The 12656-nt window shown below is 65.8% G+C and carries 10 protein-coding genes and 1 pseudogene; 6 read left to right on the forward strand and 5 right to left on the reverse strand.

Annotated features, from left to right (window positions below; all coding sequences use genetic code 11):
* Positions 1–12: 12 nt before the first annotated feature.
* From I6F09_RS07925 to I6F09_RS07935, 3 genes are all read right to left on the reverse strand, one after another.
* Positions 13–816: a WecB/TagA/CpsF family glycosyltransferase gene (locus I6F09_RS07925; protein ID WP_035997366.1), complete on the reverse strand. Its 804-nt coding sequence runs from the start codon at positions 814–816 to the stop codon at positions 13–15.
* Positions 809–3184, reverse strand: coding sequence for a Wzz/FepE/Etk N-terminal domain-containing protein (locus I6F09_RS07930; RefSeq protein WP_225187827.1), 2376 nt, complete (start codon positions 3182–3184; stop codon positions 809–811). The genes I6F09_RS07925 and I6F09_RS07930 overlap by 8 nt, the downstream gene beginning before the upstream one ends.
* 282 nt (positions 3185–3466) lie before the next feature.
* The gene (locus tag I6F09_RS07935; protein WP_225187828.1) at positions 3467–4267 is read right to left on the reverse strand and encodes a class I SAM-dependent methyltransferase; all 801 of its coding nucleotides are present in this window, start codon (positions 4265–4267) and stop codon (positions 3467–3469) included.
* Between the two features lie 322 nt (positions 4268–4589).
* Here I6F09_RS07935 and I6F09_RS07940 point away from each other — a divergent pair, with 322 nt between their 5' ends.
* Positions 4590–5618 carry a glycosyltransferase gene (locus tag I6F09_RS07940; RefSeq protein ID WP_036021086.1) on the forward strand — a complete coding sequence of 343 codons (1029 nt, stop codon included), beginning with the start codon at positions 4590–4592 and terminating at the stop codon, positions 5616–5618.
* Positions 5619–5629: 11 nt separating this feature from the next.
* Here I6F09_RS07940 and I6F09_RS07945 read toward each other — a convergent pair whose 3' ends face one another.
* Positions 5630–6616, reverse strand: a complete 987-nt coding sequence (locus tag I6F09_RS07945; protein ID WP_225187829.1) for a glycosyltransferase — start codon at positions 6614–6616, stop codon at positions 5630–5632.
* A gap of 250 nt (positions 6617–6866) precedes the next feature.
* Here I6F09_RS07945 and I6F09_RS07950 point away from each other — a divergent pair, with 250 nt between their 5' ends.
* The 3 genes from I6F09_RS07950 to I6F09_RS07960 are packed head-to-tail and all read left to right on the forward strand — an operon-like array spanning position 6867 to position 10468.
* On the forward strand, positions 6867–7970 hold the full coding sequence (locus I6F09_RS07950; RefSeq protein WP_225187830.1) for a glycosyltransferase family 1 protein: 1104 nt from the start codon (positions 6867–6869) through the stop codon (positions 7968–7970).
* Between the two features lie 3 nt (positions 7971–7973).
* A complete protein-coding gene (locus I6F09_RS07955; RefSeq protein ID WP_225187831.1) occupies positions 7974–9326 on the forward strand; it encodes an O-antigen ligase in 1353 nt (450 codons plus the stop codon).
* Positions 9323–10468, forward strand: a complete 1146-nt coding sequence (locus I6F09_RS07960; protein ID WP_225187832.1) for a GNAT family N-acetyltransferase — start codon at positions 9323–9325, stop codon at positions 10466–10468. Before I6F09_RS07955 ends, I6F09_RS07960 begins: the two co-directional genes overlap by 4 nt.
* A gap of 21 nt (positions 10469–10489) precedes the next feature.
* Here the strand turns inward: I6F09_RS07960 and I6F09_RS07965 are convergent, their stop codons facing one another.
* Positions 10490–11029 carry an alpha/beta hydrolase gene (locus I6F09_RS07965; protein ID WP_036021129.1) on the reverse strand — a complete coding sequence of 180 codons (540 nt, stop codon included), beginning with the start codon at positions 11027–11029 and terminating at the stop codon, positions 10490–10492.
* A 121-nt stretch (positions 11030–11150) separates the two neighbouring features.
* Between I6F09_RS07965 and I6F09_RS07970 the strand changes: the two genes are divergently transcribed.
* Together I6F09_RS07970 and I6F09_RS07975 are read left to right on the forward strand one after the other, a co-directional pair.
* On the forward strand, positions 11151–11627 hold the full coding sequence (locus I6F09_RS07970) for an Lrp/AsnC family transcriptional regulator (protein WP_036021132.1): 477 nt from the start codon (positions 11151–11153) through the stop codon (positions 11625–11627).
* A gap of 103 nt (positions 11628–11730) precedes the next feature.
* Positions 11731–12614: pseudogene (locus tag I6F09_RS07975) on the forward strand (class I SAM-dependent methyltransferase).
* Positions 12615–12656: the final 42 nt, after the last annotated feature.

Consider the following 12656-nt stretch of genomic DNA (forward strand, 5'->3'; position numbering starts at 1 on the left):
TCTGCTCTTCTCTTAACGGAGGGGCCGGTTGCGGCTGAAGAGAAGATAGAGCGCGCGGGGGTTGGTGGTCAAATAACGCCAGAGCAGACGGCGCGGCTCGAGCAAGGTGCGCCAGGCCCATTCGAGCCCGATCTTCTGCATCCATTGCGGCGCGCGGGAACGACTGCCTGACAAGAAGTTGAACAATCCGCCGGATGTCTTGATGACGCCAACATTGGTCAGGTGCGGCGTGAATTCCTTCACGAATGCCTGTTCGTTGGGCACACCGAGCGCGACCCACAGATAGTCCGGTGCCAGGGCGTTGATCTCCTCGACCTTGGCACGCAGCGCCTCGCCGCGCAGATAGCCGTGGCTGTGCCCGACGATCTTGAGATGTGGATACATTTTCTGGACGTTCGCGACCGCCGCGGCGTTCTCGGCCTCGCTTGCGCCGAACATGTAGAAGGTGCGGCCGGCGGCTTCGGCCTTGCGCGCGACGACGTGGAACAGGTCCGTGGTTGCGACGCGCTCCGGCAGCGGGAACCAGGATTGCAGCTTTGAAGCGGCGACCAGCGGCTGTCCGTCGGCGTTGATCAAATCGGCGGCACGGAACAGCTGCTCGGTCTGCGGCTCGGTCGAGCAGCGCGCCAGCACCTCGCCATTGGCCGAGGTCAGGAACAGCGGACGGCCGATGCGATGGTCGGGATTCGTCGCCTCGATCATGAAATCGGCGGTCTCTTCCAGGTCGATCGCGGCCATGCGAAGTCCGCCGACGGTGATTCTCGGCACCTCGGCAGTTGCTGCCCGTCCGTCGAGGTTGACGCGGCGCTCAAGCATATTGTCTGCCTCGCTGGCGCGTTTGCATTGCAGGGGTGAGCTCGTCGAGCACGACGCCGACGAGCTTGCGCTCGGCCGGGCCGAGCGCGGCCAGGATCTCTTCCAGGCTATCGTTGACGTCGAGGCTGGTCGGCAGCACGGCCACCAGCGAGTCGATGTCCTCGAGCAGCTTGCGGCCGCCGGCCGCGAGCGGAATGGCCGGGCCGTCGAGGATCACGAGATCATAGCCTCCCGCGGAACGGGCCTGCGCAATCGCCTTGTGGATGGCATCGGCGGCTTTGCCGGCGTCGCCTTCGGCGGCCGGCAGCACCGAGATGCCGTTGACCGTCTTGATCTCGCGCGCGTCCTTGCTGCCGATCGAGAGCCAGCCGAGCCTGCTCGGCTCGCTCTTGCCGGGACGGATGACCCTGTTCGTGAGCGAGCGCGCCTGATGGTCGGCATCGATCATCAGCACGCGGGCGCCGTCGCGTGCGGCCGCCAGCGCGAAGTTCAGCGCGGCCACGCTGCGGCCGCTGGTCTTGCCGGTGCCGACGAGCGCGACGACCGGCATCGCCTTGCCGCCGGCGCGCCGCGTCACCGCGGCGCGCATGTCGCGCCAGGCGTTGAGCAAGCTCGTCATGGGAAAGCCGGGGCGCAGCGTCGGCCAACCCAGCCGCGTGAGATCGACGCCGCCGCCGGTGGGAAGTATGGCGCCGAGCGTATGGATGACGTCGGCCTCCTGGAAGCGTGCGATCAGCGGCTTCTCGATCATTGGCTGCTCGACCATCGAAGGCTGCAGCGGGGGCGCGGCGAGCTCCGGCATCGACGGCGCAGCTTCAGGAGCGCGCGGGGCCTGGCGCGGCTGAGCAACCTCCGCAGCGCGCGGGAGCTCCGGTGCTCGGGACGCCTGCGGCGCCGGCGAGCGCTCACGCCGGGCGGGTGTCGGCGTCGCGGGCGCGGCTGCACCGGCGAAAAGCAAATCTGCCACGACGAACCAGCTCGACGCCGCGATCGCCCCGAAGATGAAGCCGATCATGGCGAACAGGCTCATGGCCGGCGGGAACGAGCGCCGCTGCGGCACCGTCGCCTCGCCGATGACGCGGGCGGCCGAGGTGTTCAGGCTCTCCTGCTCCTCGGTCTCGCGGGAGCGCTTGAGAAAGGATTGATAGACGTCACGGCTTGCGTCGGCCTCGCGCTCGAGCTCGCGCAGGCGCACGGCGGCCTGGCTGAGCTGGACGCTCTGCCGCTTCTGCGCTTCCAGCGCGCGGTTGAGCGAGGCCTCGAAGTCGCGGGCGCGCGTCAGATCGTTCTTGGCGGACTGGGCGAAGCGGTCGATCTCCTCGTTGATGGTGCGCTTGAGGTCCTCGACCTGCTTCTCGGTCTGGCGCAGCGCCGGATGGCGCGGCCCGAGCTCACCGGCCTGCTCCGCATATTTCTTCCGGGCGTCGGCATATTGCGCGCGCAAATTCGCAATGGTCGGCGATTGCAGCGCCTCCGGAATCGCGCCGGCATCGGCAGCGGTGCGGCGGCTCGCCTCGATCTGGTCGAGCCGCGCCTGCGCGTCCATCGTCGCCGCGCGGGCCGCGGAAAGCCGCTGGTTGCTGGCGGAGAGCTGCTGATCGCTGATCAGCGCATCCTGCGTGCCGACGAAATTGTTCTGGCCCTTGTAGGTCGCCAGCGCGGTCTCGGCGTTACGCAGCCGGTCGCGCAGCTCCTTCAGGCGGCTGGAGAGATCGTTGGTGGCGCGCCGTGCCGCCGAAGCCTGCGACTTGCGGGATTCGGAGAGATAGGCATTGGTCAGCGTGTTGGCGAGCATCGCAGCCTTGGCGGGATCCGTCGACCAGACCTCGATGTCGACGATGAAGCTCTTCTCGGTTTTGCGGATCGCGATGTGCTTGTTCAACGCATCGAGCGCCGCGAGCTCCACTTCCCTCTTCTCCGCAGCGGAGGGCGCGCGCGGTTGCAGGCCGATCAGGCCGAGCAGCGACGACATCAGGCTCCCAGCCTCGCCGCCTCCGAATTCCGGATCCTTGTCGAGGCCGGCCTGCTGGATCACCTGGAGCAGCACGCTGTTGGAGGTGATCAGGCGCGCCTGGCTCTCCACCACCATGGCCATGCCGGTGACGTCCTGGGCCCGGGGCGTGAGCTCGCGGTCGACGAGCTGAAGCTCGCGCGGGTCGACATAGAGCTGAGCGGTGGCGGTGTAGCGGGGCGTCACGCTCTTGCCGATCGTGACGGCAAGCGCCGCACCGAGCAGGGCGGCCGCGGCGATCGCGACCTTCCGCCGCCAGAGCAGATTGGCGAGCTCCAGCACGTTGAAGCCGGCCTGAGGCTTCCGTTGCGCGGCCTCCGGTCTGGCTCGATCGATCGGCTGGCTATAATCAAGCATGATCCCCAGCTTTCATTCCAAGTGCCGCGGGCTGAGGGGTTACTCTTCGCTTTACGCCACGCACCCGGGATATAGGTGCCCAATCAACGCAACAGGGAAAATTAACCATACTCATTGTGGGACTATTCACCGAAATGGCAAACAAAGCGTTTAAGCGCATGCCATCCCTCGGCGCCTTCCTGTGAACCTCGCGATACCCGCTCCTTAACGGTTCGTTACCGCGCGCAGCATGGCCGCGAGCCGTCGTTCGTCCGTTGATGGGCCGCGCACGTGCCATCGCCGTCAGATCCTCCGAAGGATGACGTGATAGTCGCCGCGGCGGACGTCGGTGCCGCGCGGCAGCACGGCGTTGAGCACCGCGGCCCCGGCGTCGACCAGGGCCGCAAACAGCGGCTTGCGCCGGCGCATCTCGGGATAGCGCGGACTCTCGACCTCACGACGATAGATCATCTCAAGGCCGTTGGCGGCCGCGAATGCTTCCAGCCGCGGCAACGTCACCAAGGGATGGAAGAACGTCGGGAACGGCGGCTCGCCCGGCAGGCCGGCGTCCTTGATGCCGCGGATGTGCCGGTAGAACCAGACGTGAAACCAGTGCGGCGAATATTTGGTGACGAACCCGGAGAGCGAGCGCGGATTCGGTGCGCCGATCAGGATCATCCCGCCGCGCCTCAGCGCATCGCGGAAGTTCAAGAGCGCGGCGTCGACATGGGGCAAGTGCTCGATCACGTTGTAGCAGATCACGAGATCGAAGGTCTCGCGGGCGAAGCTGTAGGTCTGGACGTCGCCGAGGATCGCCTCGTCGGCGTAGGTGTTGTTGCGGACCTGGTCCTCGTCGATGTCGACCACGGTGACCTTGCTGCGGCTCAGCAATTCCGGTGGCAGAACGCTGCACGAGCCGCCGCCCGCCTCATAGATCGCGAGGCGGCCCTGCGGGAGCTCGCGGCCCAGCACGTCGTGGACGGCGAGCAGGCTGTCGCGGGCTTCGCCCGGAACGAGATCATGGAGCGCCTCGGCATATGGTGCAGCCGCGGGGAATTGGATCGCCGTGGCTGTCGCGAAATCGATCGGGGCTGGCTTGTTCATGGATTCTGACCGCGCTTGTTCTATTCAAATTTACAGGAAAAAATGCGCCTGCCCGAAGAGCAAATCGGATGCCGCACCGTCTCACCGGTCGCAGTGCTTACGGCCCGGTTAATGCGCATGCGCATTAACTACGGTATTGTTCATGTTGGAGCGTTGTCGGCGCATGGACCGCCAATTGCAGCATGACGCGCGGCGAACTTGGTGGCTATGTACCGCGCGGCAGCCGTTCATTTTGAGACGCATCTGTCCCGCGGCGATGTGCCGTCGTGGGACGCGCGATCGAAGCAGGGCTTTTTCAATACATCTCGGACATCTAGACCTCATGACATTGATCCCGACAGACTTGTCTGCGGCGCGCATCTCGGATGCCGTGCGCGATCCCAACCGCGAGATCGTGGCGAGCTCTCGCGTCATCGACCTGTCGGTCGGCATCGTCGTCTGCGTTCCATGCTTCCGTCGTCCGCAACACCTGCGCCTGACGCTGGAGTCGCTCGCGAACCAGCGCACCCCGCGCTCCTTTGCCGTCGTCATGGTCGAGAACGATGCGGTGCGGCGTGAAAGCGCGCCGGTTGCCGTGGAGTTTCTGGCCCGTGGAAGGCTCCAGGGCGTCTGCCTCATCGAGAAGCGGCAGGGGAACTGCCAGGCGATCAATGCTGCCTTCGAGACGGCGCAGCAGCTGTTTCCCGCCGCCACCCGTTTCCTGATGATCGACGACGACGAGATCGCATCAAGCGACTGGCTCGAACTGATGGTCCGCACCGCGGAGGCGACCGGCGCCGAAGTGGTTGGCGGGCCGGTGCTGCCGGTCTTCGACGACGACAGCAAGCCCTGGCTTTCGCGTCATCCCGCCTTCTGTCCCGCCTACGACTACAGCGGTGCGGTGCCGCTGATCTACGGCTGCGGCAATTGCCTGATCACGCGGGCCGCCTTCGAGCGGTTCGACCGTCCCGCGTTCGACCTGCGCTTCAATTTTCTTGGCGGCGGCGATTGTGATTTCTTCGTGCGGTGCCGTGACGCCGGTATGCTGTTCCACTGGACGGCGGAGGCCGTCATCACCGAGACCGTGCCGCGTAGCCGCACCAGCCTCGGCTGGATCGCAAAGCGCGGCTTGCGCATCGGCGCGATCAATTATCGTGTGCAGTACAAAGCCGCCCCGAGCGCAGCAGCGCGGGCGCGGGTGTTTGCGCAGATGCTGGGCCGCTTGCCGCTGTCGCTGCTTCGCGCCGCCGCCTTGTTGCCGTCGTCGAAAGCCGTCGTCGCGATGCATCCCGTGATGGTTGCGTTTGGCGCCGCCCTGGCGGCCCTCGGCCTCGAGCCGAAGCCTTACGAGGCCTCGAAGATCGCGTCCTGACGCGGCGAGGATTAGATACCGAAACGGGCGAGGGCGACCCGGATTGCCGAGCGTGGCAGCGATTTGAGCGACTGCCGGCCGATCATCGCGAGATAAGCGAACGCCTGGCGATACCTGCCGAAGCGGACCGCTTGCATCGCCGAGTAGGTAACGAGATGAATCTCGGCGGCAAGGCGCAGCCCGGCTGTCATGTGCTCGGGCAATCTCGCCAGGATCAATCCGTCATCGAACACCCGCGCGACGGCCGGGAGGAAGTCCTTCGGCGTCCGGACCGCGGCGTTCATGGTGTTGGCGGTGTGAAGACGATAATCGAGCAACAGCTCTGGCGCGAACGCGAACTCCCCGATCGCAGCGAGGCGGCACCAGCAATGCCAGTCCTCGCAATATTTGAGGGACGTATCGAAGCCGCCGATGGCGCGGAAAGCTTCCGCGCGTGCGAGCGCGATGCCGCCATTGACGATGAAATTGCCGGCGGCGAGCCGCGTCAGCACGTCTCCGGACGGCTTCCGGCGCCCCTTCAAGAGGCCGCGCCGGCCGATCTGGCGGCCTTCGCTGTCGATCGTGTTGTAATCGCCATAGACGAGGACGGCGCGCGGCGCGCCACGCGCAGCAGCGAGCAGCGCCGCCACCGCGCCTGGGCGCAGGCGGTCGTCGGCATCGAGGAAGAGCAACCACTCGCCGCTTGCCTGTCTTGCGCCGAGATTGCGTGCGGCCGATACGCCCGCGGAATCGTTGTGGAACAAGTGCAGCCGCGGGTCACGCATGCCGCGGACGATCGCAACGGTTTCGTCGTCCGAGCCGTCGTCCACGACGATCACCTCGGTCACCTCGCGCTGCGCCAGAGCGCTGGCAAGCGTTTCGCCGACATAGGCCGCAACGTTCTTGGCCGGAATGACGACCGATACCGGTGTGGTCGAGCCGACCTGAAGCGGCAAGCGCGCCGGCGCTGCCGCGCGGGAGGCGGCTGGCAGTTCGAGAACCTCTTCGGCGGTGATCAAGCTACGGCTCGCCTTTAATGATCCGTTAACCAGGACCCCATGTGCCGCGCTGGTAATGCTGGCGATCTGCAAGTCCGGCGTGCGCGCATGATACTCGCATTCCGCTCGAACCGTTGCCGAGAAGGCTCGTGTGCCGCCGGTTTCGTAGAATAACGTTAAGCCGCTGGCATTAAGCCTGTGGCAAATTTGGAAGAGTGCGGCGGACTGCCTCGTGCGAGAATGCGCATCGGACTGCCGCGGATGGAATCCCGTGCCCGCAAACACGTTCGAACACGCCCCCGATACGATGATCCTGAACCTCTTTTACGAGGACAAGGATGACCGCTGGTTTCCGGGCGACAGGCATCTGCGTCGCATCGCCCGCCGGTTGTTGCTCGGCGAGCCGCGCATGAGTGGCCAGCTGCGCGTGTTCCTCAATCTCTGTGCGGGGCTCGACCGGCTCGGCATCCGCTACCGCGTCAACGATTACGGTTACATCGCGGAACATCCCCACGAGCTTGCCTGTATCGTCGGGCGCACGTTCCTGCTCGACAAGTTCCTATGGAAGAACCCGATCCTGCTCGGCGCTGCCGTCCACAATCATCCGCTCGACGACCCTGATCTATTCAAGCGCCTACCGGTGAAGAAGGTCGTGGTGCCCGGTCCCTGGTACGTCGACATGTACCGGTCATATTGGCCCGAGACCGAGGCCTGGCCTGTCGGCATCGACACGAATCTCTGGGCGCCGTCGGCTCGAGCGCAAAAGACCGTCGATGTTCTGATCTACGACAAGGTCCACTGGGACCGCGAGCGCTACGCGTCGGAGATGATTGAGCCCGTGCGCGCCCGGCTCGTTAAGGAAGGCCGCTCGTTCACGGAGCTGCGCTACGGCAGCTACAAGGAAGCCGATTTTCAGGCGGCGCTCGCGCGTTCGCGCGCGATGATCTTCCTGTGCCAAAGCGAGAGCCAGGGCATCGCCTATCAGCAGGCCTTGTCCTGCGGCGTGCCGGTCTTTGCCTGGGATCCGGGCGGGCCATGGCGCGACCCCGACTATTATCCGCATCGCGTGCAGTTCGCGCCGGTGTCGTCGGTGCCGTACTGGGACGAACGCTGCGGGGTCAAGTTCACCGACATCGCCGGTTTCGAGACGGGCTGGGACAATTTCTGGGCCGGGTGCACCGCGGGCGCGTTCGATCCGCGCGGCTACATCCTGGACAATCTCACGCTGGAGCAACGGGCGCTGCAATATTACGAGATCGCGCGGAGCGTCATGCGGCAGCCCGCGATGTCGCAGACCTCCGCAAGACCCGTTGACGAAGCCTCGGAAGGGTTGAGCCGCGACCCCAAGCTTCACTGGCGTTACCGAATGTCTTGAGCCATGGACCGCAGTGCCGCCAACATGACCGACGTCGAGGCCCGATCGTTCGGCCATATCCTGCGTGATCGCCTCGCAGGGCTCGATGCCGTGCAGGTGGCGCGCTGCCTCGTCGCGGTCGGGGCGCTGCTGCTGGTGCTGGTGACACTCGATCCGTTCCCGGACCTGCGCAATCCCGACGTCACCATGATCGTCGGCGGACGAATGGCGCTGACCTATATCGCCTGGGGCCTGCTGGCTGCGGTCGCTATCCTGTGTGTCGCTGCCACCGATGCGCTCGCGCTGAAGAGCCTGGTGACGCCGCTGCATCTCTGCCTGCTGGGCTGGCTTGTGATCAACATCGTGTTCTCGGAAAGCCGCGGCGTTTCGATGCAGCGATTCGTGCTCACGGTCAGCGTGACGTCGCTCGCCATCGTGTTGCCATTGCTGCCGCCGACTCGGCGCAGCTTCAACCTTTGCCTGGGCGGCGCCGCGCTCGTGCTGCTCGCGCTGTGCTATCTCGGCGTCTTCCTCGCGCCGCAATATGCGGTCCACACGGCGCTCGACGTCACCGAGCCGCAGCTTGCCGGCGACTGGCGCGGCAGCTTCGGCCACAAGAACATCGCCTCCGCCGTGATGACCATCCTGGTCTATGTCGGCGTCTACCTGTCCGCCGTCGGCTCGTTCGTGATGGGGCCTGTGATCGCCGTGCTGGCCGGCACCTTCCTGATCTTCACCGGCGGCAAGACGTCCTCGGTGCTGTGCCTTGCGATCTACGTGCTCGCTTCGCTGGTCTATGTCACGCCAAGCCTGTGGCTGAAGCGGCTCATCTGCTTCGTGCCGCTGATTGCGATGAACCTGTTGACCGTCGGCAGTGTCGTCAGTCCGGTGCTGGCGGCGATGACACGGCTGCTTCCGCTCGATCCCACCTTCACCGGACGCTCCGCGATCTGGGACTTCGCGCTCGCGGCCGTCGCCGAGAAGCCGATCATCGGCCACGGCTATTCTGCGTTCTGGGACGACGTGAGTGCGCGGGCCACCGCGGAAGGAGCCGAATGGGCGACATCGGCGGCGCACAGCCACAATAGCTACCTCGATCTCGCGGTCACGATCGGTTTGCCGGGGCTGCTGCTGGTCATCCTCATCTTCGTGCTCGCCCCGCTCCGCAATTTCCAGACGGCGCAGGCTCACAGCCGCAGTGGCGCACTGGCCAAGCTGTTCCTGACCGTGTGGCTGTTCGGCCTGTACTACGGTGCCACCGAGACCTTCCTGCTCGAACGACAGAATCCGATCTGGTTCATGTTCGCGCTGGCGGTGGCCGGCCTGCACTTCCTGGCGAGGTTCCAATGCATCGAGCAGACCGAGCCCCGCGCATGACCTTCCTCAGCGTTGATCAGCCCGACGATCTTGCGTCCAGCGCGTCGGCCATCGCGGTCGATTTCCTGCGTGACTGGCGGCACGCGGCCTCGCGCCTGAGCGCCGGGCACCGCACCGCCTTCCAGCATGCTGACTGGCTCGGCGCCTGGTACGAGTCGTTTCACGACGTCGCGCCACTGATCGCCGTGATCTCCGATGCTACCACCGGTAAGGACATCGCGGTCGTGCCGATGATCAGCCATGTCAGGCGCGGCACCCGCATCGTCGAGTTCGCGGACCTCGGCGTCTCCGACAACAACGCACCGATCCTGGCGCTCGATGCCGCGTTGGATGCGGGAACGGCGGACGCGATCAACACGGCGCTGATCGGCGCGTTGCGCGCGCTGCCCGATCGTCTCGATCTGCTCCGCCTGAAGAAGATGCCGGCAGAGGTCGGCGGCAAGCCGAACCCGCTGGTATCGCTCGGCCGGATCGGATCCTCCTCGCTCAACGGCAATCTCGTGTTGATGGGCGACGACTATGGCGGCTATCAGGCCGCGATCAAGCGCCTGCAGATGCCGCGCTGCTGGCGGGTCTTCAGCCGTCTTGCCGGTGCGCGGTTCGAGATCGCCGCCGATGTCGGGCGTGCGCACGAGCTGTTGGACGTGATGGATCTCCAGCAGCAGGCACGCATGCAAAAGCTCGGCTCGCGGTTCGTTCTCAACGACGAGACTCATGCGCGATTCTATCGCGAGGTCGTCCGCCGGGGCCTCGCGGGAGGTCATGCCATGGTCTCGGCACTGGTGTGCGAGGAAGGCATTGTCGCCACCGCGCTCGGCGTCAAGCATGGCGCGACCTATGTCCTGCTGCGCATCAGCCATGGCGGCGATCAATGGTCGAGCTGCTCGCCGGGTCTGCTCGTCACCGAGCGCACCCTGGCGGCGCTGCATGCGCAAGGCCTGCGCCGTTTCGACCTCAGCATCGGCAATCAGGACTACAAGCGGCGCCTCGGCGCCGAGAGGGTGCCGCTGACCGATGTCAGCGTCGCGCTGTCCTGGCGCGGTCTGCCCTTCGCCTGGCGCGATCACGCCGCGCAGGGCCTTCGGCGTTATCCGAAGCTCGCCTCCCTCGCGGCGAGGGCGATGGGCAAGGGAGCGCGCTGACGGGCGCCGTCTGTTTCGCCATCACCTCGGAAGGCCCGCCCGGAAAGCATCCAGCAACGCGCGTCCTTGCGGCCAGTCGCCGAGCCCGCTCGCGGCATTGATGTGGCCGAGCGCGCCCGGCACGATCAGGCCGGACTGCCAGTCCTGCGCCCGCCGCCGTGTCACCTCGAGCGCTCCATATGGATCATTCGTGCTCGCGATGATCAGCGCGGGAAAGCGCAACGCGCCGCCGGGGACCGGCTTGAACGCTGCGGCCTCCGCGGGAAAATGGCCGCCATCGGGATCGGGCACGGCGACCAGAAAGGCGCCCGCAATCGCGGAAGGGAAGCGCGCGGCCCAGTGCGCCACCAAAAGGCAGGCGAGGCTGTGTGCGACCAGGAGGGGCGGCCTGGCGCAGCGCGCGACCACGTGCTCCAGGGCTTGCTCCCAGTCGTCGAGCTCCGGCTGGTCCCAGCTCGCCGGCTGGAATCGCGTGAAGCGCGCGTCAGCGCGCTCCCATAGCGTCTGCCAGTGGGTATCTCCGGAGCCGCCGAGCCCGGGCAATGTGATGATGTCGTGCATGAACGTCCCGTGATATCTGAGGTGACCGCAGTGTGACCGATCGCGGTCCTGCATCACATGGCAAGTCATCGGCGAAATCGATCATCTGCCGATGATCTCAAGGTGGAACGGAGAATTGAGTTTGGATCGCTTCGGGAGCATCGATGCCAAGGATTTGAAGATCCTCGAGGCGCTGCAGGCCAATGCGCGCGTGCCGTTGTCCGAGCTCGGCCGTTCCGTCGGGCTGTCCCAGCCGGCCGTGTCCGAACGCGTCAAGCGGCTCGAGGAAGCCGGCATCATCGAGGGCTATGGCGCCCGCATCAACCCGCGCGCTCTCGGGCTCGGCCTGATGGCGCTGGTGCGCCTGCGCACCTCGCACGAGCACATCAAGACCTGCCTCAAGCGGTTCAGCGAAATCCCTCACATCATCGAAGTCCATCGCGTCACGGGCGATGACTGTTTCGTGCTCAAGGTGCTCGTTCCGGCGCCGGAGGATCTCGAGACCATCGTGGATCGCATTGCAGGTTTCGGGGCTGTGACGACCTCGCTGGTGCTACGGAGCGAACCCGTGCGGCCGATCGGCAAGGACCTCGTCAGGAAGAAAATGGAACGGAGTTGAGGCGTGGCTACGTCACGGCGCCGTCACAAAAGGCCGCGATTGCGCAAGCCTTCCGATGATCGTCCTCGTTGTGTTATCGTCGCTTCCATTCCGCGGAGGCGACATGGAAGACCGTTCGGCAAAATATCGTGCATTCTATGCGCAGTTGATCTGCGCGGCGGCGAAGGCTGCGGACCCTCGCCTCGAGCAGGCCTTTCGGACCGTCAGGCGCGAGCCGTTCGCCGGGCCCGGGCCGTGGTCGATCTGTCTCGGCGGTCATCCCTATGTGGTCACGCCTGACGATGATCCCGCCTTCCTCTATCAGAACGCGCTGTTGGCGCTGGACCCGGCGCGCGGTCTCAACATCGGCATGCCCGGAGCGCACGCCTATTGGCTCAGCGCCTGCGCCGTGAAGGAAGGCGAGACTGTGGTCCAGATCGGCGCCGGCAGCGGCTATTACACCGCAATTCTCGCGCATCTCGTCGGTCCCGGCGGCCGCGTTCACGCCTATGAGATCGATGAACGTCTGGCGGGACTTGCGCGCGACAATCTGAAGGACATCGCCCATGTGGACGTGCGCGGACGCTCGGGCATCGCGGCGGATCTGCCGGAGGCCGACGTGATCTATGTCTGCGCGGGCGCGGCGCAGCCGGCGGCGGAATGGCTCGATGCGCTGCGGCCCGGCGGGCGGCTGGTGTTCCGCTCGCGCCCGAAGGCATGTACGGCGGCATGTTGATGATCACGCGGCCGGATGACGGTGAAATCTGGCCGGCGAAATTCCTCAGTCGCGCCCAATTCATCGGCTGCGCGGGATTGCAGGATGCCGAGGCCGGCCGGCGATTGGGCGAGGCGTTCACGAAAGGTTGGGAAGGGGTGCAGTCGTTGCGGAGAGAGGGCGTCCCCGACGAGACATGCTGGTTTGCCGGCGAGGGCTGGTGGCTTTCGACGGCGCCCGCACCTCTACCGACGGAGCCGGTTCGGCCTCACGCCGACATCACGCAGATTTAATGGTGACCGTATCCCGATCCGGGATTGGGGCGGCATTCCCGG

The organism is Bradyrhizobium sp. IC3195 (assembly GCF_020193585.1).
Classification (GTDB): Bacteria; Pseudomonadota; Alphaproteobacteria; order Rhizobiales; family Xanthobacteraceae; genus Bradyrhizobium; species Bradyrhizobium yuanmingense.